General features: G+C 40.6%; 24 protein-coding genes, 3 tRNA genes and 2 pseudogenes. 17 read left to right on the top strand and 12 right to left on the bottom strand.

What is annotated here, in order from left to right:
- Positions 1 to 53: 53 nt before the first annotated feature.
- The 8 genes from BDD30_RS18185 to uvrY all read right to left on the bottom strand — a co-directional run bounded on the left by BDD30_RS18185 (position 54) and on the right by uvrY (position 5,319).
- Complete coding sequence (locus BDD30_RS18185; RefSeq protein ID WP_015834705.1) at positions 54 to 1,220, bottom strand: VopS family T3SS effector adenosine monophosphate-protein transferase; 1,167 nt, start codon at positions 1,218 to 1,220, stop codon at positions 54 to 56.
- Positions 1,207 to 1,737 carry a type III secretion system chaperone gene (locus BDD30_RS18190; RefSeq protein WP_015834704.1) on the bottom strand — a complete coding sequence of 177 codons (531 nt, stop codon included), beginning with the start codon at positions 1,735 to 1,737 and terminating at the stop codon, positions 1,207 to 1,209. Before BDD30_RS18190 ends, BDD30_RS18185 begins: the two co-directional genes overlap by 14 nt.
- Before the next feature lie 68 nt (positions 1,738 to 1,805).
- A tRNA-Leu gene (locus BDD30_RS18195) sits at positions 1,806 to 1,892 on the bottom strand.
- A gap of 6 nt (positions 1,893 to 1,898) precedes the next feature.
- Positions 1,899 to 1,972: transfer RNA gene (locus tag BDD30_RS18200), tRNA-Cys, on the bottom strand.
- 39 nt (positions 1,973 to 2,011) lie between these two features.
- Positions 2,012 to 2,087: transfer RNA gene (locus BDD30_RS18205), tRNA-Gly, on the bottom strand.
- 144 nt (positions 2,088 to 2,231) lie between these two features.
- Positions 2,232 to 2,780, bottom strand: a complete 549-nt coding sequence (gene pgsA / locus BDD30_RS18210) for a CDP-diacylglycerol--glycerol-3-phosphate 3-phosphatidyltransferase (protein ID WP_015834703.1) — start codon at positions 2,778 to 2,780, stop codon at positions 2,232 to 2,234.
- Between the two features lie 57 nt (positions 2,781 to 2,837).
- Positions 2,838 to 4,670, bottom strand: a complete 1,833-nt coding sequence (gene uvrC, locus BDD30_RS18215; protein WP_015834702.1) for an excinuclease ABC subunit UvrC — start codon at positions 4,668 to 4,670, stop codon at positions 2,838 to 2,840.
- Positions 4,654 to 5,319, bottom strand: a complete 666-nt coding sequence (uvrY, locus tag BDD30_RS18220) for a UvrY/SirA/GacA family response regulator transcription factor (protein WP_041381964.1) — start codon at positions 5,317 to 5,319, stop codon at positions 4,654 to 4,656. Before uvrY ends, uvrC begins: the two co-directional genes overlap by 17 nt.
- A gap of 1,091 nt (positions 5,320 to 6,410) precedes the next feature.
- On the opposite strand from uvrY, the gene BDD30_RS18225 reads away from it, so the two are divergent.
- The 5 genes from BDD30_RS18225 to aqpZ all read left to right on the top strand — a co-directional run bounded on the left by BDD30_RS18225 (position 6,411) and on the right by aqpZ (position 9,308).
- The gene (locus tag BDD30_RS18225) at positions 6,411 to 6,839 is read left to right on the top strand and encodes a universal stress protein (protein WP_015834700.1); all 429 of its coding nucleotides are present in this window, start codon (positions 6,411 to 6,413) and stop codon (positions 6,837 to 6,839) included.
- Positions 6,840 to 7,035: 196 nt separating this feature from the next.
- A complete protein-coding gene (locus tag BDD30_RS24790; RefSeq protein WP_282958052.1) occupies positions 7,036 to 7,161 on the top strand; it encodes a hypothetical protein in 126 nt (41 codons plus the stop codon).
- Positions 7,162 to 7,236: 75 nt separating this feature from the next.
- Complete coding sequence (locus BDD30_RS18235) at positions 7,237 to 7,575, top strand: hypothetical protein (protein WP_015834699.1); 339 nt, start codon at positions 7,237 to 7,239, stop codon at positions 7,573 to 7,575.
- 121 nt (positions 7,576 to 7,696) lie between these two features.
- A complete protein-coding gene (locus tag BDD30_RS18240) occupies positions 7,697 to 8,134 on the top strand; it encodes a universal stress protein (RefSeq protein WP_041381962.1) in 438 nt (145 codons plus the stop codon).
- A 478-nt stretch (positions 8,135 to 8,612) separates the two neighbouring features.
- Positions 8,613 to 9,308: an aquaporin Z gene (gene aqpZ, locus BDD30_RS18245; protein ID WP_015834696.1), complete on the top strand. Its 696-nt coding sequence runs from the start codon at positions 8,613 to 8,615 to the stop codon at positions 9,306 to 9,308.
- A 250-nt stretch (positions 9,309 to 9,558) separates the two neighbouring features.
- Here the strand turns inward: aqpZ and BDD30_RS18250 are convergent.
- A pseudogene (locus BDD30_RS18250) lies at positions 9,559 to 9,627 on the bottom strand (IS200/IS605 family transposase); the annotation flags it as partial.
- Positions 9,628 to 9,700: 73 nt separating this feature from the next.
- Between BDD30_RS18250 and BDD30_RS18255 the strand changes: the two are divergent.
- The 9 genes and pseudogenes from BDD30_RS18255 (at position 9,701) to BDD30_RS18285 (ending at position 15,248) form a co-directional block, all read left to right on the top strand.
- The gene (locus tag BDD30_RS18255; protein ID WP_231849234.1) at positions 9,701 to 9,775 is read left to right on the top strand and encodes a helix-turn-helix domain-containing protein; all 75 of its coding nucleotides are present in this window, start codon (positions 9,701 to 9,703) and stop codon (positions 9,773 to 9,775) included.
- Positions 9,759 to 9,935 (top strand): annotated as a pseudogene (locus BDD30_RS24345) (hypothetical protein); the annotation flags it as partial. The gene BDD30_RS18255 and the pseudogene BDD30_RS24345, both read left to right, overlap by 17 nt.
- A gap of 83 nt (positions 9,936 to 10,018) precedes the next feature.
- Positions 10,019 to 10,837 (top strand): methyltransferase domain-containing protein, encoded by an 819-nt coding sequence (locus BDD30_RS18260; RefSeq protein WP_197535136.1) that lies wholly within the window; start codon positions 10,019 to 10,021, stop codon positions 10,835 to 10,837.
- Between the two features lie 48 nt (positions 10,838 to 10,885).
- Positions 10,886 to 11,869 (top strand): nucleoside-diphosphate kinase, encoded by a 984-nt coding sequence (locus BDD30_RS18265; RefSeq protein ID WP_015834694.1) that lies wholly within the window; start codon positions 10,886 to 10,888, stop codon positions 11,867 to 11,869.
- Positions 11,870 to 12,571, top strand: coding sequence for a hypothetical protein (locus tag BDD30_RS18270; protein ID WP_015834693.1), 702 nt, complete (start codon positions 11,870 to 11,872; stop codon positions 12,569 to 12,571). It abuts the gene before it with no gap.
- Positions 12,572 to 12,731: 160 nt separating this feature from the next.
- Positions 12,732 to 13,205, top strand: coding sequence for a gamma-glutamyl-gamma-aminobutyrate hydrolase family protein (locus tag BDD30_RS24795; RefSeq protein ID WP_197535135.1), 474 nt, complete (start codon positions 12,732 to 12,734; stop codon positions 13,203 to 13,205).
- On the top strand, positions 13,192 to 13,626 hold the full coding sequence (locus BDD30_RS24800; RefSeq protein WP_015834691.1) for a gamma-glutamyl-gamma-aminobutyrate hydrolase family protein: 435 nt from the start codon (positions 13,192 to 13,194) through the stop codon (positions 13,624 to 13,626). The genes BDD30_RS24795 and BDD30_RS24800 overlap by 14 nt, the downstream gene beginning before the upstream one ends.
- An 8-nt stretch (positions 13,627 to 13,634) precedes the next feature.
- Complete coding sequence (locus tag BDD30_RS18280; protein ID WP_015834690.1) at positions 13,635 to 14,363, top strand: SDR family oxidoreductase; 729 nt, start codon at positions 13,635 to 13,637, stop codon at positions 14,361 to 14,363.
- A gap of 42 nt (positions 14,364 to 14,405) precedes the next feature.
- Positions 14,406 to 15,248, top strand: a complete 843-nt coding sequence (locus BDD30_RS18285) for an EamA family transporter (RefSeq protein WP_015834689.1) — start codon at positions 14,406 to 14,408, stop codon at positions 15,246 to 15,248.
- Positions 15,249 to 15,435: 187 nt separating this feature from the next.
- Here the strand turns inward: BDD30_RS18285 and BDD30_RS18290 are convergent, their stop codons facing one another.
- Complete coding sequence (locus tag BDD30_RS18290) at positions 15,436 to 15,612, bottom strand: hypothetical protein (protein WP_197535134.1); 177 nt, start codon at positions 15,610 to 15,612, stop codon at positions 15,436 to 15,438.
- A 290-nt stretch (positions 15,613 to 15,902) separates the two neighbouring features.
- Between BDD30_RS18290 and BDD30_RS18295 the strand changes: the two genes are divergently transcribed.
- From BDD30_RS18295 to BDD30_RS18310, 3 genes are all read left to right on the top strand, one after another.
- The gene (locus tag BDD30_RS18295; protein ID WP_015834688.1) at positions 15,903 to 16,904 is read left to right on the top strand and encodes an endonuclease; all 1,002 of its coding nucleotides are present in this window, start codon (positions 15,903 to 15,905) and stop codon (positions 16,902 to 16,904) included.
- 705 nt (positions 16,905 to 17,609) lie between these two features.
- A complete protein-coding gene (gene phoH, locus BDD30_RS18300) occupies positions 17,610 to 18,401 on the top strand; it encodes a phosphate starvation-inducible protein PhoH (RefSeq protein WP_015834687.1) in 792 nt (263 codons plus the stop codon).
- A 673-nt stretch (positions 18,402 to 19,074) separates the two neighbouring features.
- Positions 19,075 to 23,697, top strand: coding sequence for a non-ribosomal peptide synthetase (locus BDD30_RS18310; protein ID WP_049795205.1), 4,623 nt, complete (start codon positions 19,075 to 19,077; stop codon positions 23,695 to 23,697).
- A 234-nt stretch (positions 23,698 to 23,931) separates the two neighbouring features.
- On the opposite strand, the gene BDD30_RS18315 is transcribed toward BDD30_RS18310, so the two are convergent.
- Complete coding sequence (locus BDD30_RS18315) at positions 23,932 to 24,810, bottom strand: siderophore-interacting protein (protein ID WP_015834685.1); 879 nt, start codon at positions 24,808 to 24,810, stop codon at positions 23,932 to 23,934.
- A 107-nt stretch (positions 24,811 to 24,917) separates the two neighbouring features.
- Positions 24,918 to 26,147 carry a histidine kinase gene (locus BDD30_RS18320; protein ID WP_015834684.1) on the bottom strand — a complete coding sequence of 410 codons (1,230 nt, stop codon included), beginning with the start codon at positions 26,145 to 26,147 and terminating at the stop codon, positions 24,918 to 24,920.
- Positions 26,148 to 26,164 lie beyond the last annotated feature (17 nt).

Here is a 26,164-nt window from a genome sequence, read left to right on the forward strand (position 1 = left end):
ATTTCAGATACAAAAAACCGCCTCACGGCGGCTTAGATTATTACAGGTTTTTCTCAGTGAATTCCATGCAAAGCATTTTCTGTCTTGACAGAAAGAGGAGAGAATTGACTAGCCCTAAGTTCTGTCAGCGCATAGAGAAGACGTCCCATCCTGCCATTGCCATCAGTGAAACCGTGAAAGCCGACAACAGCTGCAAACAGCTGTTTTCCAATTTGGGGATCTTGTTTATCCAATGTTTCCAGATGACGTGCTAGCATTGCAGCACCGCCTATACTGGAAGGAAGACTCCCTCCACTGATGGCTGGGCCACGATAATCACGCTCTATATTTGGAACCAGCCTATGATGAAGCTCCTTAAGAACTTGGCTATCAGTGAGATCCTTGCCATTATGAGTATATTCCTTCAAGAGGGCAGTGAAGTTACTCCATTCATTACCACCTGAAGTCGATGCCTTGAGAATCCAGGCTGCCGCTCGGTCGACATTATCAGTTAATTTGTTTGGGTTATAAAAATCTTCAGAAAGCGTTTCAGCGTAAATACCCTGACTAAGATCTTGACCTCTTATTGCTTCTTGGTGATGTTGGGCTGCCAGTAAATTCTTTTCTTCCATCATCAAAACTGGCTCAAGATTAGCAATAGCGTTAGTCGCCGAAGGTTGCTTACGTAATTGTTCAAGACTGACAAAAGATTGCTGGGGAGCAACCAGTTTGTTGATTAATTGAGTTGTTGCCTGGTGTCCCATCAGGTCTTGTAATTTTTTACCCGTTTTTGTGTCTTGTAGTGACTCGGACATAGCGCGCTGTAGTAAAAGAGTATGTTCAGCCGATATCGCTTCCGTCATTTTATGTGTATCTGCCGTTCTTAATCTTTCTAGTACTTGTTCCGGTACTTGTAGGCCGCCATCTTTAAACAACATGCGAGCATGGCTAACAGAGTCTGCGCTCTGTAGACGTTGTTGTTGCGCCCCCTCCGTGGAAAAGAGGGTTTTAGTCGCTTCTTTAGCGACTGAGGCACTACTACCATTTAAGAAAAAGTTGCTTATCCCTTCAAAGAAACGGGCAAAGTGACTACTTTGCGGGTGTGTACGTAAAACTTGTTGTAGATCGGCATTAATATGATATTCACGACCAGCAATTTGTAGTTTACCTTCGTTACGCACTTGTTCTTGTATTTGTGATGAGACATTTTGTAATGCAGCAAGATTCTTAAATTCGATCATAAATTATTCTCCTGTCATAAGACGACTGCGAGGTATTTTGTTGTAATAGCGATGTTGAAAATTCATTTACCCAATTAATAAATTCAGATAATTTATTTTCCAACTGATTGGTTGTTAGCTGTTGTATAGTTAATATTCTATATGCAACGACCCCAAATTCTTGATGCCAACCAATACCTGGCATTTGATTAGTTAACGGATTAAGTGCTGCATTGAGTAAATATTGGAGAGTATTAGTATTTGCTGAGTCTGGAAGTGTTATATTTATCTGGCCAATAATGATTAAATATTCTTCCTGGCGGCGCAAGATAATTGGCATAGAATTATCGATCAATAAGAAACAATTTCCTTCTTTATTAAAGGAAAGTTCATTCATACCCAATTTTGTTGCTAGCTCAGTCAGTAATATATTAGATAGACGATCATTCATAGTGGATAAGGAAACCCAGTTATAATTATTTTGATGACAGGATATTAAGCTGTTAGAAATACATTCTGAACATGTGATTTCAGACATAAAAAAAACCGCCTTGCGGCGGTTCTCTTTTTTACTGCAACTTACCGTTCTTCAGTAAGCTTTAATTATGGTGCCCAGGGCGGGACTTGAACCCGCACAGCCTTACAGCCGAGGGATTTTAAATCCCTTGTGTCTACCGATTTCACCACCTGGGCTGAATCTGGAGGCGCGTCCCGGAGTCGAACCGAGGTTGACGGATTTGCAATCCGCTGCATGGCCACTCTGCCAACGCGCCTTAATATCAGCTGCTAATCATTTATCCTGACTAGCTTTTTGGAGCGGGAAACGAGACTCGAACTCGCGACCCCAACCTTGGCAAGGTTGTGCTCTACCAACTGAGCTATTCCCGCACCACTCCGAACTGGCTGATTTACTTATTTGTTTTCGTAAACCTCATGTGCCGTTCGATGCGTTGCATTCTACTTACTTAACGTATCGAGTCAACACAATTATTGTTACGATGCGTTCGTTCGGTGTTTTTTACGTCAGTTCGATCAAGCTTCACGCAAATCAGACCATGCTGCGTTTACATATTGAAACATTGACCAAAACGTCATCACTGTGGCAACGTAAAGCAATATGAATCCACCAAGTTCGAATTCAAAATTAGGGCGCCATAATAAAGCAACCAACGCTGCCATCTGCGCTGTAGTTTTTATTTTACCCATCCAGGAAACGGCAACATTACTGCGTTTACCTAATTCAGCCATCCATTCTCTAAGTGACGAGATGATAATTTCACGTGCTATCATTGTTGCGGCAGGTAGTGTTATCCACCAGGTATGATAATGCTCGCAAACTAATACTAGTGCGGCTGCAACCATGATTTTGTCAGCAACAGGATCAAGAAATGCGCCAAAGCGGGTAGTCTGTTTCCAAAGGCGGGCAAGAAAACCGTCAAACCAGTCTGTCGCCGCAGCGACAATAAAAATTATGGCACAAACCATCGGCGCCCATTTGAATGGCAAATAAAATGCCAGTATAAAAAATGGGATTAGGGCAATGCGGAACAGGGTGAGCCATGTCGGTATATTTAATTGCATAGTGCTTCTTAACTATCTGGCTATAGTGGAATTTATAAGTATGGTGCATCAATGCACTTAGTGTTTCAATGCATTATGAATTTTTTCTGCTAATGCATAAGAAATAGTCGGTATTTTTGCGATCTCTTCAACATTTGCGTTGCGCAAAGGCTGCAAACCTCCCATATATTTTAGTAACATTTGCCGGCGTTTTGGGCCAACTCCTTCAATAGATTCCAGGATACTGGTATTTTTAACTTTAGTTCTACGCTGTCTGTGCCCTGTTATCGCATGATGGTGTGATTCGTCACGGATATGCTGAATAACATGCAGGGCAGGAGAGTCCGGTGGCAATGCCATACTTTCACTTCCAGTAGCAAAAAATAGCGTTTCAAGCCCTGCTTTGCGATCGCTTCCTTTCGCAACACTGATCAATTGAGGACGTGTTTTATCCCATTCAACTTCAAGAGATTGGAATACATTGATTGCCTGAGTTAATTGTCCTTTACCGCCATCAATAAAAATAATGTCGGGAATTTTTGACTCATCTAATGCTTTACCGTACCGACGGCGCAATACTTGATTCATGGCTGCGTAATCATCACCAGGAGTAATACCACTTATATTATAGCGCCGATATTCAGAACGTAGTGGGCCATTGCTATCAAAAACAACACAAGATGCAACAGTTTGTTCCCCCATAGTGTGACTGATATCAAAACATTCCATTCTTTGAATTTTTGCCAAATTAACTAATTTAGCGAGAGATTCTAATCTTTGGTGAATAGTTGATTGTTGAGATAAGCGAGTAACCAGAGCTGTTGCAGCGTTTGTGCGGGCGAGTTTCAGATAACGGGCTCTGTCCCCACGAGGTCGGGTTTGAATATGAATTTTTCGACCGGATATTTCAGATAAAGAATCGGACAGAATTTCTTTTTCTTGCAGAGCAAAATCTAGCAAAATTTCTGATGGCAAAGTTCGGTTTTGGCTACCTTGTAAATAAAATTGACCAAGAAATGTTTGTACAATCTCGTTAAGCTCTGTCCCAGTAGGTATTTTAGGGTAATAGCTGCGGCTACCCAACACTTTACCTTGGCGTATAAATAGCACATGTAAACAAGCCATTCCTGCTTCAAATGCAATGCTTATGACATCCAAATCATCGTCTGTTCCTGAAACAAATTGTCTCTCAGTGACCTGACGAACAGCCAGAATCTGATCACGATATTTTGCAGCATCTTCGAATTTTAGTTGCTGACTTGCTTCTTCCATTCGATTAATTAATTGGGTTAAAACTTGTTGATCTTTGCCTGAAAGAAATAGACGAATGTAATCAACCTGTTGCTGATATTCTTCTTCACTTACTAATCCTTTAACGCAAGGCCCAAGACAGCGACCAATTTGATATTGAAGACATGGGCGGGAGCGATTGCGGTAGACACTATCTTCACATTGGCGGATCGGAAAAAGTTTTTGCAACAAGATTAAGGATTCACGCACGGCATGAGAATTTGGGAATGGGCCAAAGTATTCGCCCTTAGAATGTTTGGCTCCCCGATGTATTGCCAGCCGGGGATGGTTATCTGTGCTGAGGAAAATATAAGGATAAGATTTGTCGTCTCGCAGCAAAACGTTATATCGGGGCTGATGAAGCTTGATGTAATTATGTTCTAATAGCAGCGCTTCTGTTTCTGTATGAGTGACAGTAACGTCTATTTGAGTAATATTTTTGACCAAAGATTCAGTTTTGCGGCTGGCGACTCGCGCCCGAAAATAACTGGAAAGCCGCTTTTTTAAATCCTTGGCTTTACCGACATAAATAACCGTTCCCGAGGTGTCATACATTCGATAAACACCAGGCTGACTGGTTACTGTTTTTAAAAATGCTTTTGAATCAAATTGTTCCGTCACTATTTAATAGACTCTCTGTGTCGAACAGCCCATAGCGTATTGCCATATGTGTTAATTCTACATCACCACCGATATTTAGTTTACTAAACATTCTGTAGCGATAGCTATTGACGGTTTTCGGGCTGAGATTAAGTTGCTCGGAGATATCACTGACCTTTTGTCCCTTTGTGATCATCAGCATAATCTGTAATTCGCGATCAGACAGGCAACTTAATGGATTATCTTTTTGTGGGTTAATCTGACTCAGTGCCATCTGTTGTGCAATATCGGGAGCTATATAGCGTTGACCCGCATTAACAGTACGGATCGCGTTAATCATATCTTGAGGGGTAGAGGCTTTACTGAGATACCCTCTGGCTCCAGCTTGCATTACCTTGATTGGTAAGGGGTTTTCGGTATAGATAGTCAACATAATGACGCGGATATCGGGACAATAACGCAAGATTCTTTTTGTTGCTTCCAGGCCGCCGATACCGGGCATATTCATGTCCATTAATACGATATCTGCTTTATTCACTCGGCACCATTTTATCGCCTCTTCACCACAGTTGACTTCTCCGGCAACTGTTATCCCTTTCACGTCATCAAGAATACGTTTTACACCAACCCTGACCAATTCATGATCATCGACTAACAAAACATTAATCAAAAAAGTGTCTCCAATTGGCTCTATGCTCATATAATGAGCTTTATTGATACTGTGTGTGTATTAAATCTGCTTCAGAAGAGTTAACCTCAGTAATCTATTTTTTGATTTTTTAATAAAGACTATATAAAACAATAGAATAGGGTATTTTTCCTAAAAACTCATCCGGAATGTGGACATTATACTTATATCTTTCAAAGACAAAAGGGAATTGTCTTATATAGTTGTATGTATTATTTATTCGTGACAAAAATATTCTGTATATTTTGATTATAATGGAATTAATAACTACATAAATATTTACACAATAAGATATTTAACAAAAAATTAACATTTATTTTTGTAGAGTTATTTATTAAATACAGGAGAATAAGGGGTAAATCATATGATATGTCTATTATTTTCATTACGTAATTAATTCTTTAGTAATGACATGATTAAAATTGATTTCATCCCATTGATTGATACTGACGTCCTGGTAACAGAAGTGGCATGTTTAAAAGTTCTGCTCTAAAACTTTCGATTTTAAAGCCATGAGTAAGAAGGTACAGGGAAAATTAGACTTAATGTTCTATTGTCAGAGAACTTGTTATTGAGCTTGTTGATTAAATAGTACTATGGTTGAAAATATTTTTCTTTTTCAGCCTGTGAAAAGATATTTTAATTCATAATTGATTTTGCTGTTCAATATAGATATTCAATGGTATTTACTGCGATAAATGGCTTCTGTTTTATTAAGAATGTTAAATGAAAATTATGTATGAAAAGTATTTTGGATATTAATTTTTTGTAAGAGATAAATAATATATTGAATAAAGGAACTTAATTTTTTCTTGTACAGAAAAATTTTTGATATGCTTTGATGACAAGTAGTAATAATTTCATTATTATAATGAAGATTAATTTTTTATTTTATAAGCTGAAATGCGATGAGAGAAGCATTGATTATAGATCTCATCAATATGAAATATAAGTGTTTTTTCTTGTTGTTTGTCATTGTTTTCATTTGGTTCAATAACTAATAGTAATCAATAAAATATTGAGTATACTAAGTGTAGTCGTCGGGTTTGGTATGTAAATATAGGAGAGTGCATATGTACAAAACTATTTTAGTACCGGTAGATATTTCAGAAGATGAACTAACGAGCAAGGCGGTTAAGCATGCTCTGTCTTTAGCTAACAAAACAGGCGCGAAGCTTCATATTCTTCATGTGTTACCAATCTCATCAGCGATTGTTAATGCATATTCACTGGGATATGAAGAAATTAAGGATAAAGCGACAATTAAAGCAGAGAATGATTTAAAGATGCTGCTTGATACAATAGATTTTCCTGATGAGAAATTATCTTATTCTATTGCTTTTGGTTCTCCGAGAGATGAAATAATAGAAACTGCTATAGAAATTAGTGCTGACCTTATTGTTATTGGCTCAAGGAGGCCCAATATCTCCACTCATTTACTGGGATCTAATGCAGCAGGTGTTGTCAAATATTCGAAAACTTCTGTTTTGGTAGTTAGATAGAATATACCTGATCGATTTCGAGCCGCAGTGTGGCGGCAAGTGAACGAGTCCCCAGGAGCATAAATAACTCTGTGACTGGGGTGAGTGAAAGCAGCCAATAAAGCAGCAACTTGAAAGATGACGGGTATATACCCTATGGATTTCAAGATGCATCGCGACGGCAAGGGAGCGAATCCCCAAGAGCATAGATGACTATGTGACTGGGATGAGTGAGTGCAGCCAACAAAGAGGCAACTTGAAAGATGACGGGTATAGTAAAAATTTAATTGATAACTTGGTAGGCCATCTTCGGATGGCTTACCATAATATATCAATAGGTTAAAGCTGTATTGGTATGTTTTTAATTGACTTCATTTTCATTGAGATTTGATATAGAAGTGTTGAGGGTGAATTCATTATGGAAAAATTTACTGAAAAACTGATTCGTTTGGATCATTTTTTATGGCGAGTGGCCCGTTTTTATCTTATTGCGGCAACATTTTTCTTTATTGGGATAATTCCGGGTGTATTGGGGTTTTATCTGATAGAAGGGCACTCATTTTCTGAATCTTTGCTAAACGCTTTGTCTATGCTTGGCTCACAGGGATTAGATCCTGCTCCTGTCAGTTTATCCGGTAAATATTTTATTGCTATATACGGGCTATTTCTGGAAAGTGTGTTCTTTATCACTTTGGGACTGGTCGTAACACCTTTTATTCACCGAATTTTACATAAATGGCATCTTGACTCTGAATGATTGAAAAGAAGGTGTTATGGCATAATTTATTTGATTTAGTTAAACAACTCACAGCAAATAATGGAATATCTCATATACTCAATGAAGTAGTTCGGTTTGGTATATAAATATAGGAGTGCATATGTACAAGACTATTTTAGTACCGGTAGAAATTTCAGAGGATGAATTGACCGATAAAGCGATTATGCATGCAGAGTATTTGGCTAAGTTGTCTAATGCGAATATACATCTTTTCCATTCTATCCCTGATATATCAAGATTTTCAATTAGTTATAGTTATCATTATGATTTGCTCAACTCTTTTGCCAAGAAATCTATTGCTAGATCCGAAGAGGAGTTGGCAAAAGTTGCTGAAAAAATAGATTTACCCAAGGAACGGGTATCTTTCTCTGTAGCCTTTGGTTCACCAAGGGATAAAGTATTATCGACAGCTGGTGAGATTAATGCAGATTTAATTATCATTGGTTCCAGACGGCCTAACATTTCTACCCATTTATTAGGCTCAAATGCTTCAGCGATTGTCGGATATGCAAATATTTCAGTTTTAGTAGTCAGATGAGTTGTTTATTCAGTAATGAGAAAATCATTTATTGTATATACCCAATAGATTTCAAGATGCATCGCGACGGCCAGGGAGCGAATCCTCGGGAGCATAGATAACTATGTGACCGGGGTGAGTGAGTGCAGCCAACAAAGAGGCAACTTGAAAGATAACGGGTATAGTACCCATCGTTTAAGACCTGTATCAATGTGATAATCTGGTGCCTATGTTTTATGCACCGGATTTTTTCATTTTAAAACGGAATATTGAAATTATTCTAAGGATCATTAATTTTAGGTTATCCAGTTTTCACCAAAAAATGGATCTACACAGGATTAATGTTGCATGGAATGCCATGTTTAAAGTGAGTTTCATGCAGCAGTACTGCATAAATTGGCGATTTATGAGTTTATAGTAAAAATAAGCATGATTTTAATTTATTGGCTATAGTTAATTTTAGCAAGGTAGCTTTTTAATGACTGGATGAGGACAAAACATGTTAAGAAAATTAGCAGCTGAATTATTTGGAACGTTCGTTTTGGTTTTTGGCGGATGTGGTAGTGCGGTATTGGCTGCCGGATTTCCTGAATTAGGTGTTGGTTTTATTGGTGTCGCTTTAGCATGTGGTTTAGCCGTTTTGACTATGATATATGCAGTAGGGCATATTTCTGGGGGACATTTCAATCCCGCAGTGACAATTGGTCTTTGGGCTGGTGGTCGTTTCAGAGCAGCAGAAATCATTCCATATATTATTTCTCAAGTCATAGGCGGTATTCTTGCGGCGGCAGTGTTATATGTTATTGCTTCTGGGCAAGCTGGTTTTGATGCGACAGCTAGTGATTTTGCAGCCAATGGTTTTGGCGAGCATTCACCTGGTGGTTTTTCGCTTCAGTCAGCTATTGTTGCAGAAGTTGTTTTGACGGCAATTTTCCTGATAGTCATTATTGGTGCAACAGATAAACGCGCACCTGTAGGTTTTGCGCCATTAGCAATAGGTTTGGCGTTGACTGTCATTCATTTAATTAGCATTCCTGTCACAAACACCTCAATCAACCCTGCACGAAGTACTGCTTCCGCTATATTCCAAGGTACTTGGGCTTTAGAGCAGCTATGGCTATTTTGGGTGATGCCGATTATTGGCGGGATTATTGGCGGGGTACTTTATAGGCTTTTGTTGACAGAAAAAGAATAACTTTTACTGACGGCTACCTTGCTTAAAGCCATGCAGTCTGCTTTTAAAATGAGGGTACTTACTGGCGGTATACAAGTGGATGGAGAATTTCAACGCGGTAATTTGTCTCTTGATGGGCTCTCCAGAATAAAAGAATTTACCAGTCTGTACCTTTGTCTTTTCACTCAGTCCATCTTTTCCTCTAAAGGGTACTCCCGCCGACATAAGGCGGGAGGGGAATGTGGACGGGCTCGGAAAGCCCGAAGAATCATCAGCCACGCTGATGCTGAATATATTGTTTAACCCCTTCCAACGGCGCATCACCGCATGAACCCGCAAAATTTGTATTTTTGCATTGAAATTAACCAGATATGCCGTAGGATAGCGAACAAAATGACGACATATTGAATGCCATGCTCATCCTGAAAGCCTATAAATTCAGACTCGAACCCACAGTAGCACAGTCGCAGCGTCTGCGGCACCCGTAACATTTTAGCGGCAGGGCATGCCGTGCTTGCCTGTGGAGGGAGGGTACAGTCAGGCCGCCCGTTGAAGCAGGAACCGGACACTGAGCCAATCAGTAGTCACCCACTAACTGGCTGGCATGGCATACTTATACCCTTTATAAAAAATTGTTGTCATCAATGAAAATTATGAAATCGCTTCGTACATTTGAATGGCGCGCTCTCCCGTTTCTGATGAAAGGCTTGATTAGGAGTGGTTTTCTCGCCTTGTTGCGCAGACAACGGGAAGATTGTTGGCTGGAGCGATGGCTGCCACTTATCCAAGCCCGAACTAAGGATTCAGAAGTGCTAGAAATTGGTTGTGGAGACGGGCGCGATACTGCCATTATTCATCGTGCTGGGTTAAAAGTGAAGGCGATAGACATATCTTCTGCAATGGTTAAGCGCGCGCGTGTTCGTACTCCTTCGGCTATATTTTTTGTCCAGGATTTACGAGATCCTTTCCCTATAGATAAGACCAGTGTGGTGATTTCCAGCTTGTCGCTGCACTATTTTTCCTGGGATGAGACTTTGGGTATTATTCGGCGAATAAGAGCGGTTTTACAGCCTGGTGGCGTCTTATTATGTCGATTGAATTCTACAAAGGACGTTAACTTCGGTGCGAGAGGACACGCTAAAATTGATAATGACTTTTACCTGGTCCATGGAACACCAATTGCTCCACTGCAAGAAGCCATATCGGCTGGGCGTGATCTTGTATTCGACTATACACCTCAACTCTATCTTAATTTGCGAAGACAATTCCGACAGCACGTGGTTGGTATATTTATTGTGCCTCCGACCTTATCAGAACTGATAAATCGTCTTTCGAAGAGGGGGACAGAACAGGGGCAAGAGCTTCATATCAAACAAAGGATGGCCCTACAAGATCTAGCCTATGCAGATGAGCACGATTATCACGTTGTTAATGATGACTTCGAAAAAACACTTCAAACTCTCAAATGCATACATACATCTGAACGTTGTCGAATGAGTCGTATCATCGGGTTGCAAGAGCGTTGTCAAATGTGTCGCCGCTCTCAATGATGTTCTCGATCCACTAAATGAGCGTTTAGCAAAGATGGTAGATGACGAATGAACGTGATTACATATGCAGATGTGCTTGAACATCTCACTATGCAGTCAGAGAAAATCAGAGCATATAAAAACGATTTTGTACCTGAAGAGGCTTGGCGAGTGATCCTTTCTCTGTACGGAAAGGATGTGGGAAGTTTCGTTTTTGGTCACTCATTCATATTGTTGAAGCCAGAGACAATTGCCAGAAGACTGTCGTGTCAGGTCATTTCCTATTTAGCCCAACGGAGCTTTGCACCAGTGGCTATCGCTTGTGTGGAACTGTCGCGCAATGCGGCTCACCATATTTGGCGATTTCAGTGGAATGCGGCCACTACAGACAGAATCGAGCTGACAAACTTGGTTAACTCTCAAAGTCCATCAATATTGATCATGTTACGTGATTGTGCCCCAACTTCGGTGCCGACGGCGGTGAAACTTTGGCGTCTAAAGGGCTCTGCTCATGCAGCACGGCGAACAGCAGATCAACTGCATAGTGTACTTGGAATGCATAATCGAATGCTTGGCTTCGTTCATACTCCGGACGAACCTGCCGATTTGGTGAGAGAGCTCTCCATCTTTTTTGATGCAACTGAACTTAGCATGTTACTGCACACTTGTCGGTCAACAGAGCAATCAATAGATGATCTAGTTATCCAGTGCTCGCGAGCGGTAGCTGAATTGGAGTCACAATATTCTGCTCATACAGTTAATCCTAATGAAGTGATTCAACGACTCCGTTTTTCAGCGGCCAGTTGTGCGCAGTCTCCTGTCTGGCGAGATTACTCACGAGGACAACCGATGACTCTGGCAAAGATTTTAGCGCATTTTCGAGAGTACGGGCTTGAGAGAGATTCATGGGATGTGCTGACTATTGCAGCAGAATTAATTGAACATGACATAAAAGGTGTGCACGCTCTGCTTGATGCTCAGGCCATCGATGAAGTATTCGCTCAGTGGGCTGCACAAAACTCTCAAGACTATAAATTTGGTAAGGATTTATAAATGAAAAATTGTGTGGTGGAAAACGAGTATGTAGAAATGTTGAATGGTGGGTTGGTTCTCACCCTCAAATTTATTTTTGATAATGCCTATCTAAAAGATTCTGATGCGGCTTTTTTAGGGGGATCATTAATTGAAGGTATTGGTAACCGTTACTCTGATATAGATGTTCATGTGGTGACAGAGAAACTTTTGCTTGAGAAGGACATTGAGCCAAAAAGACACTACCGAGTATTAAGTTCGAACCGCTCTATCCTTACAGGAAAAAATCCTGAAGATGAGGTGTTCCTAATTCACACGGTTATACCTGGAAGTCATGTGAAAGTGGATATTGGATATAGAACCATACAAGAGATTGAACGATTGGCATCTGTGGTGCAGGAGACTTTTGACTACGCGGTACGGTCACTCGTGCTTCTGACTAAGTACATGGATAATCGTAACATGGCTTTTATTCATAGATTATTTAATTCCATTGAGCTATGTGGTGTCGATAGACTTGATGGATTGCGTCAGCAAATTGGCAAACATCGTTTTGAATATCTGATGTATAGATGGAAGGCTTCTGATTTTTCCGTACTTCTTGATTTATTGGGCGCTTGGGAGAGCAAGGATTGGATTCGCTGCGCAGATATGGCGAGAGAGAATATGGTGACTCAATTTCAAGCATATACGCATCTGTGTGGTAACACCCACTACAGCTGAAAATGGATTATTACTTATGCTAAGCGATATATTGAATATTCGCCGTTGTTTCAACGATTTCTCACGTTAATCATGGCTAGTTGTGGCACGACGCCTGAATCCCAAAAGGCATATATATTAGCGACCATTGATTTTGTTGATAGCATATTTGAAGCCAGCCATGAAATTCTTCGAATGGAGCTTTCTTTCCCCTCTGGGAATGCAGCGTGTGCTTCAATCGATGAGTATTTCCGATCAGAGGCTGATGCATATTCAGAAATGGAGATCGAATATAGGAAGAAAGCCTATGGCATTATTGGTAAACCTACGAGGGCCTGGTTTAATGATTAAACGGCCTATAGTTGGAGTGTCTTGCTGTTTAAGGTCCATTGCTTTTGGCGATTATCCCCCTACGCCACACCATACCGTGTTTCACAAGTATGTGGATTTTGTTGTAAGGCAGCTAAAAGCCGTTCCCATATTACTTCCAGCTACACCAGAAATTGCCAATAGTCCTGATGGATATAACTCGCTTATTTCGCGATTAGATGGAGTTTTGCTGACTGGCTCACCCAGTAATGTTGGTGTGCGATGGCAGAAGGGAAAATTTACACGTATTTTACCCGTAGGGCTTGCAGACCATGAAAGAGATTAATGTTGCATTTGGAGGAGAGCTTCATAATAAGATTTATTCGTTGGAAGGGTTCCTTGATCATCGTTCTGACAAGTCATTGCCTTACGAGAAGAGATACGAGTCCCGGCACGCAGTAGAAATCTTGGAAGGAACATTATTGGAATATCTTTTATGTGATCAGGGCGTCGATAATCGTGTTTTTGATGTTAATTCCCTGCATAGCCAAGGCATTGCACTGGCTGGGCAGAATATAGCAATAGAAGCTGTCGCAGAAGATGAGGTGATTGAGGCGATCTCACTCAGTTCAGCAAGTGCTTTCACCATGGGGGTTCAGTGGCATATTGAATGGGCGGATAACGATCAACCCTTAGATCTTTGTATCAGTAATGCATTTAGAACGGCATGCGAAGAAAGACTTCATACAAACGACGGGAAAAAGTGAAGGCAGCTATGATTACGGAACCTAAACTCAGTGGAAAGGTGGCTATTGTGACGGGAGCATCCAGCGGTATTGGGATGGCTTTAGCACGCAGGCTGGCAGCTGATGGAATGAACTTGGTATTACATGGTCGGCGAGAAGCGCGACTGCGTGCTTTAGAGCGGGAGTTAGGGAGCTTATGCTGGTTTGCGGGTGATTTAACTGATGCGCAGACTCCAGGCACTTTAATCGATGCTGCCATGGAGAAATTTGGTAGATTCGACTTTGCGATCAATAACGCAGGAATTAATCACACTGGAACCATTAATGAGATCGATATTGACAAAATGTGTTCTATGGTAAGAGTCAATGTGGAAGCAGCATTTCGGTTTACTTATACGGTCCTGAAGCATTTTTTACGCGAAGGGAAAGGGCATCTCATCCATACGACGAGTGTTATGGGTTATAAAGTACGTGAGAGTGCTGGTGGATATGCGGGTACTAAGCATGCTGTCGAAGCTTTATGCGAAGCATTACGTCTTGAACTTGCAAGAAGTGCAGTTAAGGTTTCATGTATTGCTCCAGGTCTGGTCCAGATTGAATTGCATCGTGATCTTATAGTACATCCCTCAGTATCAAGAGATATCGCTCGACCATTAAGTGCTAATGATGTGGCTCAGACAATTATCTGGGTCATGACACAACCAGAACATATCAATATTCCCCAGATAGTGGTATTGCCGCAAGATCATCCAATATAGCGATATAGTTAATTAAGTGCCTTTTAGCAAGGAATAAAAGATATGGACCCTATCTCACTTGGCCTAGTCATGGTCTCTGCGATCATGCATGCTGGTTGGAATCTTTTTGTCAAGAAAGATGAAGATAAATTCTTGTCTCTTACCGTTATGGCCGCTACTTCAGGTGTGCTTTGTGCGTTATTACTTTTGTTCATGCCTGGTATAGATGTGAGTGCTTGGAAGATCCTTATTATTTCTGCCCCTCTTCATGCTGGATATCGAGTTTGTTTGAGCCTTGGCTACAAATATGGAGACATGAGTCAAGTTTACCCCATCGCACGTGGGGCAACGCCTTTACTTGTGGCGTTAATCTCCGTTGTTTTGCTCGGTGTTCATCTGGAATTCACTCAGATTGCGGGAATTGTTGCGATTGCTTTAGGGATCATGTGGCTGACTTTCCACGGTGGTTTCCCGAATAATCATGAGGGACGAGCAATTAGCTTTGCGCTCGGTACCGCCACCTTTATCGCTGTGTTTACATTGCTCGATAGTCGGGGAGCACGTCTCAGCGGTAATCCGTTTTCATATGTGCTTTGGCTGTTTGTACTGGAAGGAATTTTGATGTTTGTGCTTGCTGCGTCTGTCAACAGACGTCGATTGTTAGATTATGTCAGCCGTAATGGACGCACTTGTATGGTCAATGGCCTAGTCATGTCGGTTGCACACGGCTTGATTATCCTAGCCCTTTCAAGAAGTCCTGCTGCGTTGGTTTCGGCCCTGAGAGAAACTAGTGTGATTTTTGGCGTTATTTTCAGTGCGGGGATTCTTAAAGAGAAAATAGGTCCAGTAAGACTAGTTTGTACTTTGATAGTCGTGATTGGCATTTTTCTAACCGTTTTCAAATGAAATAGTATATACCCAATAGATTTCGAGTTGCAGCGCGGCGGCAAGTGAATGAATCCCCAGGAGAATAGATAATTATGTGACTGGGGTGAATGAACGCAGCCAACAAAGCAGCAACTTGAAGGATGAAGGGTATAGTGAATTTGGTTACTGAGTTTTTATTATAAGGGGGGCCCGTTAATCAGAATATTTATTCAGGCAGGGAATTCAGGGTAATATCCAACTCATTTCTATCAGAGATAATGACCTGAATTTGTAGATTATTGTCTGAATGGTTGTTTGTAATGATAGTTACATCTTCATTTTTTGCATATTTTTTTGCCACTTGTAATAGCTCTCTTACCAGCTGTTCGATTTGATTATTCATAATTATTTCTTGTCCTTTCTCTAAAACATAATCTAGGTGTTGATTCAATAATACCCAATTAGTCATGCTTTAATGATGTAATAACCGCTATTTTCTGTGCGCTTTAGCATCAATTATGCGTTGTCAGACTAGATTTTCATGATATTTCAATTAGTTTGTTAAATAGCCGTTCGCTTTAAAAGAGGGGTTAAGAAGAAATGCAGAGAAACAATGTTTGTCTTATAGGTCGATTATAAGGCAACATAAAAGGGAAAGATCAAAATGATATTTTGAATAAATAAGGTGTACCATTGAAACAGAAAGTTAATTTTGGGGTAATTTATATCGGGTGTTTCAGCTTAATTACTCCCTTATCTTCTTTTGCCGCTCCCACGAGCTTTGAGCAAGCTAAAACTGAACTACGTCACCGCGTATATCACGATCAATTTAAGTCAGGGGAAGGGACACTTTATTGTGGCTGTCATTGGCAATGGACAGGTAAGAGCGGCGGGCGTGCAATTCTTCCTTCGTGTGGTTATCAAGTCAGGTCACAACAGAACCGTGCTGAACGGATTGAATGGGAACATATTGTTCCTGCTTGGGTGTTTGGTCATCAGCGGCAATGTTGGCAAAACGGAGGGAGAAAGAATTGTGTTTCTTCAGATCCTGTTTTCAGGGCGATGGAATCTGATATGCATAATTTGGCGCCATCGGTTGGAGAGGTTAATAGTGATCGCAGTAATTTCAGTTATGGGATGTTACCGAAGGATATGCCAAATTCTTATGGCGCGTGTACCAGTAACGTCGATTTTAAATCTCGAACATTTGAACCGCGAGATGCAGTAAAAGGCCAGATAGCTCGAATTAATTTTTATATGCACGATCGCTATAATCTTTCCATGTCGCGCCAACAACAGCAATTATTCATGGCTTGGGATCGCCAATATCCACCGAGTAAATGGGAACGGGAGAGAGATAATCGAATTGCTGGTATTATGGGACATCATAATCCTTTTGTGACTGGTGAGCAGAAGTGGGAGTTGTGGCATAAGAATTCGGCTGCGGGTATTCCACAAGCAGGGCAAAGAAAGGGGTTGGGAAACAGTAACCAAATAGATAGTAGGAAAAAACTGACGCCATCAGATACACTACGTACAGGATTAATTAAAGGCAATAATAATAGCAAAATTTATCATTTTTCCCATTGTTCGGGGTATAAGATGATTATGGAGAAGAATGCTATCTATTTTAAAACAGAAACTGAGGCAAAAAATGCTGGTTTTCGACGCGCTCAAAATTGTAAGGGTACTTAATAGAACAGATAATTAACTATCATTTTGCTCTGTTATAATCAGTAATATGTTATTGTTACCATCTGGTGGAGAAGGGGCTGACAGATAGATTCCTTTTTACCAGGTGGTAATAGGATGCATCAATATCGTAGAAACTAAACCAGTTACTGTATAAAAGCCGCTATATTAATAAGTGATTAGCTTATATTAATTAATATTCATCACTGTAAATATCAAATTACGCTATTTCATTAGTTAAATTTCAAGGAAAAATAAACAGATAATACAGTCGATTATTCTTTAATAAAAACTCTCTGGCTTTCTTGTCATAAATTAAAGGTTGTCATTATACTGTCATAATGATTCGTTAGTTTTCACTAAACAGAAATAATCGCGAATAATGTTGATGATAGAGATGTTAACTGGATTTTCAATGGGAGGGATTCGAACTAGCAATAATATCAGAGCTGGCAGGGTGTGTGGTGGTTTTATTACCGTTTAAATGAACTGAAAGGAAGCGATTATCTTTTTGAAATGATGTATACCCAATAGATTTCAAGTTGCAGCGCGGCGGCAAGTGAACGAATCCCCAAGAGCATAGATAACTATGTGACTGGGGTGAGAGAAAGCAGCCAACAAAGAGGCAACTTGAAAGATAACAGGTATAGTTATTGTATCGGTGATATTCCACCACATGGGTGAAAACAACGATAAGGTGCTACTGCTATGAGTAGACAGAAAGCAGCGATTAAATCACGTCGAGAAGCAAAACGGATTATGAAAAGGGATTTGCGTCATCAACGTTACCGAGATGATGATAACGTGACCTCTTTGGTGCAACTCGGCGGCGTAGAAGCCATCGGTATGGCGCGTGACAACCGGGATACTTCGGAAGTTTTGCCACGGACTGAAACTCAATATCGTTATATGCGCGCTATAACTTATAAAAAACTGATTATTGCCAATGGGGAGGCTGGCTGTGGTAAGACTTTTATTGGTGCGGCAATGGCAGCAGATGCATTGATTAATAAGGAAGTCGATAGGATCATTGTTACCCGTCCTGTATTGCAGGCAGACGAAGATCTTGGTTTTCTGCCCGGAGATATCGCTGAAAAATTTGCTCCTTATTTCCGGCCTGTATATGACGTTTTAGTAAAACGTATGGGGGGATCATTTCTGCAATATTGTCTGCGACCTGAAATTGGCAAAGTAGAAATTGCCCCTTTTGCTTATATGCGGGGTAGAACATTTGAAAATGCATTTGTGATCCTGGATGAAGCGCAGAATGTTACTGTCAACCAAATGAAAATGTTTCTAACTCGGCTTGGAGAAAATGTGACAGTAATTGTAAATGGTGATGTGAGTCAGTGTGATTTGCCTGTTGGGATGGTTTCAGGGTTACAGGATGCATTAGAAAGATTTTCAGATGATGAGACCATCAGTGTTATCCATTTTACTCAAGAGGATTGTATTCGTTCTCAGCTGTGCCGGAAAACATTACTGGCTTATAGTGAATAATTCGGGGAAATACGCCGCGAGAATTTTTGAAAAAATTCTCGCGGCGTGATCTTAAATTCATTTGTGGCGATTATGATAAAACCGTTCTATACCCTATGGATTTCAAGATGCATCGCGACGGTAAGGAAGTGAATCCCCGGGAGCATAGTGAACTATGTGACCGGGGTGAGTGCAGCCAACAAAGAGCAACTTGAAAGATGACGGGTATATTTTCATCGTTTAATTTCGAACAGATTATTTTTATCATCAATGATTGTTGTTAAAGAATATTTGCTATAATAATATCTTTATTGTCGAATTATATTTTTAATTTTTCTTTGTGTTTCCAATTATTATTTTTTGGATGAAATTGGGATTTATACCCAATAGATTTCAAGTTGCAGTGCGGCGGCAAGTGAACGAATCCCCAGGAGCATAGATAACTATGTGACTGGGGTGAATGAACGCAGCCAACAAAGCAGCAACTTGAAGGATGAAGGGTATACTTATAATGGGTAATATTTTAGATTGTGTGATGATGGTTATATACCCTATGGATTTCAAGCTGCATCGCAACAGCAAGGGAGCGCAGCTAACAATTATAAGAATAGCCAATACTCATTCCACCAGTTGCAATATCGTCAGTTAAATATATTTTTTGGATATTAATTCAATAAACTTGGATACTATTATTATGCAAAATTTGCCGATAAATAGAAATGGTTTATTATATGAAAAATCAGGAAAGTCTCATGAGCTTATTACGGCTTTTGGCCTTGATGATCGTCCTGAAAGTCACTTACTTGAGAGTTATCAGTATGATGAATATCAGGTGAAATTGTCTGCAAATTTGACGGATGCGTTACGCTTGCAGGCGGATCAATCAGGTGTGGATTTAGCGAGTTTATGCCATCTTGCCTGGGGAGTCGTATTAGCAAAATACAGTGTACAGCAACAGGTTATGATTGGCACATTGCAATATTATCAATCGGACTGTGGCATTTACCCCCTGTTTCTGGATATTGAAGAAAAAAGTGTGAGAGATATATTACTGGGTATCGATGAATATTTATCACAATTGTTAATAATTCCCACTAATATCTATTCTACAGCAACGGAATTTACTGCACTTATTCACTATCAATATCATCATAATAGTATTGAGCATTTTGATGAGATTAATGCCCCATTAATGTTGATTATTCATGATGATGACAACAGTTTAAAACTGACAACTCGGTTGCTCGCCATGTCCAGAGTTTCAGCTTTACAGTTATCCGGTTATTTGCAACAAGCGTTACAACAATTAGTTTGGGCATTAAGTGAACAACCCGCAATTGCCGTGAGTCAATTGGATATTCTGCCATTGGCTGAACGAAGATTATTATTGGAAACTTGGAATACAACACAAACCGAATATCCAACAGCATGTTGTATCCATCATCTGTTTGAACAGCAAGTTGCCGCTTCACCGGACGCTACCGCACTGATATTTTCGGGGGAAAAACTGAGTTATGCGGAGTTGAATCGACAGGCAAATCAGTTGGCACATTACTTGATCATGCGTGGGGTAGTACCTGACAGCCGAGTTGCCCTGTGTGTTGAACAAAGCTTGGCAATGGTCATTGGCTTACTCGCTATTTTGAAAGCAGGTGGTAGTTATGTGCCACTTGACCCAGATTATCCACCAGAACGGTTGAGTTATATTCTGGCAGATGCAAAGCCGGTGTTGGTATTACATGATATTGCTGGTGGAGCAGCATTAAAAAATTATTTTGAAACGGCAAATAATAATCTGGACATTGACTCGTTATCACTAACGGATTTATCACAAGAGAATCCTGATGTAGCAGAATTAACTACTCATCATCTGGCATATGTCATTTACACATCAGGATCGACAGGACAACCTAAAGGCGTTATGGTTGAGCAGGGTAATGTTGTTAATTTCTTGCTGACCATGACGGATAAGTTATTATTCTCAAAACAGGAGAAAGTTCTGTTTTCTACTACCATATCGTTTGATATTGTTGCAGTGGAAATATATTTGCCTTTGATTAATGGAGCCGCAGTTTTTATCGCGCCCAAGAAATTATTCCTGAATAAAGAAGCGTTAATAAAGACTATTACTGATAATCAGATCACGATGATTCAGGCAACACCTTCTACTTATAATTTAGTGGTGGATGAGGAGCACGCGGCTTTTAAAGGTGTAAAAATATTGTGTGGTGGAGAAATAATGCCAACCAGTTTGGTCGGTAAATTATCTGAAAACAGTAGCGATATTTGGAACTTATATGGGCCAACAGAAACTGCGGTTTGGTCTACTATTTACCATCTTGGCAATGAAAAAAGTGATAGAGGGAGTTCCGTATCGATAGGAAAACCTGTGGCAAATACGCGTATTTATCTGTTGGATAACCAACAACAACCGGTACCTTTAGGGGCTATTGGTGAGATGTATATTGGCGGAGTTGGTGTTACGCGTGGTTATCTAAATCGTGCAGAACTGACAGCCGAACGCTTTTTAGCTGATCCTTTTAACCCACAACCGGGTTCTCGTATGTACCGTACCGGCGATTTGGTACGTTATGCTCGCGATGGCAATATTGAATATATTGGTCGTAATGACTTTCAGGTAAAAATTCGTGGTTTTCGTATTGAACTGGGTGAAATAGAAACGCGTATTAATATGCATCCGTCTGTGCTGGAATCAATAGTTGTTACTACTAAAGGAGAGAGGGGAAATAAGGGATTAGTGGCTTATATCGTTATTTCCCCTGAACTGTCAGCAACACAAGTTTCAAAAACCTTACGCGATTATCTGTTGTCCAGCTTGCCAGAATATATGGTACCAGCCGCTTTTGTGGTATTAGCGAATTTCCCATTAACACCGAACGGCAAACTTGACCGTAAAGCATTACCAGCCCCCAATATTTCGGATTATCATCGACAGGCTTATGAAGCCCCACAAGGGGAGAAAGAAGCCTTATTGACAGGAATTTGGGCTGAATTACTCGGGCTTGAACGTATTAGCCGCCATGATAATTTCTTTACTCTCGGTGGTAACTCGTGGTTGGTCGTACAGTTGATAGGACAGTTAAGAAAGCAGGAATATGTCGTACAAGAAGGGCGACTGTTTTCCATAGCGATACTGTCTGAACAGGCATTATTGTTGGAGAAAGCCGATTTACTAGCAATTCCAGCTAATTTGATTGATGCTGCATGTGAACGAATTACGCCAGAAATATTGCCACTGGTTGATATCAGTCAGGCAGATATTGATATATTGGTTGGTCAAGTTCCGGGTGGAATGCGCAATATTCAAGATATCTACGCCTTATCACCATTACAAGAGAGGTTTTTGTTCTACCACTTGATGGCGCAACGGGGTGATCCCTATCAAATGATGCTTCGGATGGCGTTTAATGATCGCAGCAGTCTGGATACCTATATTGACGCTATGCAGCAGATGATTAACCGTCACGATATTTTACGTACTGCTTTTTTTGTTGAAGGATTGGCTTGTGGCCCGGTTCAGGTGGTGCTTAGAAATGCCCCATTACAGGTGATAGAGGTGGCACTTTCTGCAACATCGACTGACGCCTTTCTTGAACAACTCACTGCATATCACACGATTTCTCATCATCAGCTGGTACTGAGTGATGCGCCATTACTGCGTTTGATTGTGGCACGAGAGCCAGGTAGTGGACGCTGGCTAGCTCAGGAAGTGTTGCATCACTTGCTGGCAGATCATACTACGCAGGAAATCATGCATCGGGAGAAAGGTTATTTTCTATTTGGTCAGGGAAACTTGCTGCCAGAAGCGGTGCCGTTTCGTAACTTGATTGCGCATTCTCGTCAAGTTAATGAGGATAACGCTTATGAAGCCTATTTTCGTCAGATATTGGCTGATATTGATGAACCTACTGTGCCATTTAGTTTTTATAATTCCATGCTGGGTGAGGAACCGCTTGATGAATATTACCTTGAATTACCAATGGAATTGAATAAAACCTTACGGGATTTGGCTTGCTGGTACGGTGTTAGTTTGGCCAGTTTGGTGCATTTGGGCTGGGGGCTGGTGTTGGCAAAAAGCAGTGAACGGCAACAGATTGTGACTGGTACTGTACTGCTTGGACGTATGGGCAGTGATACGGGAGCAGAACAAAGTGTAGGACTGTTTATTAACTTTTTGCCGTTACGCATGGATATTGATGAACAGAGTGTCACAGATGCGTTAATCCAAACCCATGAACGTTTATCGCAACTGCTTACCTATGAGCATATCCCATTGACTGATGTGCAGCGTTGTAGTGGTGTATCTGCCCCGGCTCCGCTGTTTTCATCCCTGATCAATTACCGTCGTAACAGTACAATCAATAAGGAACAGCCTGCTTTATCCAATTGGCCTCATGTGGAGCTTTTGGGGATAGATGAAAGGTGTAACTACCCAATCACTCTCTCGGTAGAAGATGATGGTGATAGCTTAGGATTAACCGCGCAGGTTGTGGTTACGGCTCCACTTTCTGCGGCCCGCTTATGTGACTATGTACAGCAGGCGTTGGAACAGTTGGCTTGGGCATTAAATGAGCAGCCGAACCAATCCATATCTCACCTTAATGTCTTACCACCGGATGAACTTGCATTATTACTGCAAGGAAGGGATAGCGCTCAGGCGGAGGATAGCGCTGGTGTAGCCAGTTATGATGATAATGTTGAATATATTGATTGCCATGATCATCAAGTTAAAATCTGGGGTTTTCGTACTGAGTTACGGGAAATTGAGGGATTACTGGAAGCGCATAATGGTATTCATCAGGCGGTGGTTATTGCCAGAAACGATGTCGGGGATAACTTGTGTTTAGTGGCTTATTTCTCGCTATCTGAGGGATTTTCTGATGAAAATCTGGTCAAGAAACTGCGTTGTTATCTCTGTCAACATCTTCCGCCGCATATGATACCGGTGGCTTATGTAGTCCTCGAATCTCTACCACTAATGTCGAACGGTAAGGTAGATAGAAAAGCCTTATCTCATTCTGATCCACCTACTTATAGACATTCGCATTATGAGCAGCCAAAAAATGAGCTTGAAGAGATGTTAGCCGGGATCTGGAGCGAACTTTTTCTCATTGATAAGGTAGGCCGGAACGATAATTTCTTCCATTTAGGTGGACAGTCATTATTGGTTGTAAGATTTATATTCAGGTTACAAAAGGAGACAGGATTTCTTTTGCCATGCTCTTCGGTTTTCAAAAACCCAGTACTCAGTGATCTTGCTGATAACATGAATATCTCTTTGGTTAAGCAAAGGTAGGAGATGGAATAAGCGTATGCAATAAACTTGTGGGAACACGCCGTTGAAGTTTCGCCCGGCGTGATCCCTTGAGTTTTTCACATCAGTATTTATACCCTTCATCCTTCAAGTTGCTGCTTTGTTGGCTGCTTTCACTCACCCCAGTCACAGAGTTATCTATGCTCCTGGGGATTCGTTCACTTGCCGTCGCGCTGCAACTCGAAATTTATTGGGTATATTGGCTGATGTTAGGCATTAATTGTAGCTCTCCATCACCTCTTCGCGCAGGTCGTGATAACCATCTTCATTAAAGCCATATCTCCAGTAGGGAATGGCGTATATTTGGTGACGTTCATAACCTTTTTCACGGCGAATATAGCGACGAAGTTCTTTTACCAATTTATCTTCACCTGCGAGCCAAAAAGCGACATCTTCTGTGGGTAATGACCAGGATTTGAACTGAGATACGATATCGTTGGTGACTTTAACATTGCCAATAACCCAATGGATTGAGATTCCCTCAGGTTTTTTCAGATCTTGAATATCCAGTTCACTTTCGACACGAATAATCACTTGCCCGGTAGCATCTGGGTTGTTGATTGTCTCTAATAAAGCCGCAATGGCGGGTAGGGCGCTGGGGTCGCCAGCCATATAGTAGTGACTGACCTTTGGCAGCAATGGATCAGGGCCACCGGGGTTGGTAATGCCTATCCAGTCACCGATTTTTGCTCTATAAGCAAATTCCACCGCGGGTCCTCCACCGTGATGCAACGCAAACTCAATATCGATCTCTTTTTGTTCGGTCCGGAGAGCCCGAACGGAGTAAGCGCGGGTAATTGGACGAAGTTCACTTGCCGGCCATATCGGGCCTTCTGGGGATAAGGTGGGTAATATTGGTTTTATTTGTCCCGGAAGCGGTAAGAATATTTTTAAAAGTCCACCCTCACATTCAGTCGGGTAACTATCCAGACATTCACTTGCGAAAGTAATTCTTCGCATATTGGGTGTCACATCAAAAACATTTTTTACTTGAACAAGTCTCGGTGGTGCAGGGCGATAAATGTTTTTTTCTTCAATTTTTTTAGTCTTCACGCAAAAATCCTCCGGAGAGTTTACCTTTTTAACTAACAGCATAATTATCTGGTATGGCTAAAATGAGTGTAACAGCAATTGACACAAATGCTAATTATTATCATTCAATAAGCTACGCTAGTATTTACCATTTGGGTATATATGCTTTTTTAGTCTAGTAAAAACTGAATTTCTATTTCTGTACCGCCTTGTTTACGATTTTTTATTTGTAATTGTCCACCCATGATGTTCACCCTGTCTTGTATAATAGCTAATCCGAATTTGTTTTTGTTGATGGTATTCAGATCAACGCCTCGACCATTGTCACTGACAACGACAATGATTTTGTCATCAATAGGATAAATACGGACACTGATCCAGTTTGCGCCAGAATGCTTATAGCAGTTATTTAAACACTCCCTGATAATTTGTACCAAATGCTTACTGTAATTGTCAGGGATATGCTGATGTGCCAGCAGGTAATTGAATTCAATGTTGAAGCCTAAACGGTGGTTAAATTCATTAATTAAAGCTTGTAGAGATTCTTGTAGATTGCATTGGGATTGTTCATTCCGAAAAGCAGCAAGTAATTCTCTTAGCTGCCGATAGGCGATATTCAACTCATCTTTAATCATATTTAGTGAGGCTAAACTTTGCTTGGATAAATTATCACTACATATATACAGGCAATTAACTTGAATCTTCAGGAAAGAGAGCGATTGGGCAATTGAATCATGGAGTTCACGGGAAATAGAGGCTCTCTCCGCCGCCAAAATGCTTTGATGGTGGCATTGGATTTGGTTTTCCTGGAATAACTTACTTGTCATTAAGGCAACAACATCTTGAACCAGGTTCTTTTCGTCCGGGGTAAGATCACTATTTCTATGTGTCTTTATCCAGAGTGTTCCATAGTTATCAATATTATCATCCAGATTCCACCTCATAGTCAGAGGCATATCGAAATAAGGGCACTGGTGGGGGGTACGGAAAGAATATTCTTGTTGTGATGGATAAAGGATGATTTTGGCTTCACAGAAAGGGATCAGACGATTGAGATGGGAAAAAATCTCTGGAAGCTTTTCAGGCAACAGCTTGCAATTTTGTATTTTGAAATGGCTTTGACAGAGAAAATCCAGGTGGCTGTTTTTTTGTTTCAATGCGTTAATTTCTGCTTTGTATCTTGAATGTTGCCATTCTTTGACAGGAGCAGAATTATGTACCACTCTTATCAGAAAATACACATTTGTAATACTTAACATTATCAGTAACGGTAGAATTAAATCTGGAATTGATGGTTTGTTAATCAACAAAAGTATAAAAAGTAAAAATAAATTTATAATAGAGTTGATTACAAACAGTTTTTGGTTTTTGAAGATGGTGTTATTTGAACTTGTTTTCATCAGGTTAAGATTCCGTT

The sequence above is a fragment of the Photorhabdus asymbiotica genome (assembly GCF_003634575.1).
In the GTDB taxonomy this organism is placed as follows: domain Bacteria; phylum Pseudomonadota; class Gammaproteobacteria; order Enterobacterales; family Enterobacteriaceae; genus Photorhabdus; species Photorhabdus asymbiotica.

Coding starts and splice junctions, on each gene's coding strand:
- BDD30_RS18185 (WP_015834705.1), bottom strand. CDS start 1,220: ATGATCGAATTTAAGAATCTTGCTGCATTACAAAATGTCTCATCACAA.
- BDD30_RS18190 (WP_015834704.1), bottom strand. CDS start 1,737: ATGTCTGAAATCACATGTTCAGAATGTATTTCTAACAGCTTAATATCC.
- pgsA (WP_015834703.1), bottom strand. CDS start 2,780: ATGCAATTAAATATACCGACATGGCTCACCCTGTTCCGCATTGCCCTA.
- BDD30_RS18225 (WP_015834700.1), top strand. CDS start 6,411: ATGTACAAAACTATTTTAGTACCGGTAGATATTTCAGAAGATGAACTA.
- BDD30_RS18235 (WP_015834699.1), top strand. CDS start 7,237: ATGGAAAAATTTACTGAAAAACTGATTCGTTTGGATCATTTTTTATGG.
- BDD30_RS18240 (WP_041381962.1), top strand. CDS start 7,697: ATGTACAAGACTATTTTAGTACCGGTAGAAATTTCAGAGGATGAATTG.
- aqpZ (WP_015834696.1), top strand. CDS start 8,613: ATGTTAAGAAAATTAGCAGCTGAATTATTTGGAACGTTCGTTTTGGTT.
- BDD30_RS18265 (WP_015834694.1), top strand. CDS start 10,886: ATGAACGTGATTACATATGCAGATGTGCTTGAACATCTCACTATGCAG.
- BDD30_RS18270 (WP_015834693.1), top strand. CDS start 11,870: ATGAAAAATTGTGTGGTGGAAAACGAGTATGTAGAAATGTTGAATGGT.
- BDD30_RS24795 (WP_197535135.1), top strand. CDS start 12,732: ATGAAATTCTTCGAATGGAGCTTTCTTTCCCCTCTGGGAATGCAGCGT.
- BDD30_RS24800 (WP_015834691.1), top strand. CDS start 13,192: ATGAAAGAGATTAATGTTGCATTTGGAGGAGAGCTTCATAATAAGATT.
- BDD30_RS18280 (WP_015834690.1), top strand. CDS start 13,635: ATGATTACGGAACCTAAACTCAGTGGAAAGGTGGCTATTGTGACGGGA.
- BDD30_RS18285 (WP_015834689.1), top strand. CDS start 14,406: ATGGACCCTATCTCACTTGGCCTAGTCATGGTCTCTGCGATCATGCAT.
- BDD30_RS18290 (WP_197535134.1), bottom strand. CDS start 15,612: ATGAATAATCAAATCGAACAGCTGGTAAGAGAGCTATTACAAGTGGCA.
- phoH (WP_015834687.1), top strand. CDS start 17,610: ATGAGTAGACAGAAAGCAGCGATTAAATCACGTCGAGAAGCAAAACGG.
- BDD30_RS18310 (WP_049795205.1), top strand. CDS start 19,075: ATGCAAAATTTGCCGATAAATAGAAATGGTTTATTATATGAAAAATCA.
- BDD30_RS18315 (WP_015834685.1), bottom strand. CDS start 24,810: ATGCTGTTAGTTAAAAAGGTAAACTCTCCGGAGGATTTTTGCGTGAAG.
- BDD30_RS18320 (WP_015834684.1), bottom strand. CDS start 26,147: ATGAAAACAAGTTCAAATAACACCATCTTCAAAAACCAAAAACTGTTT.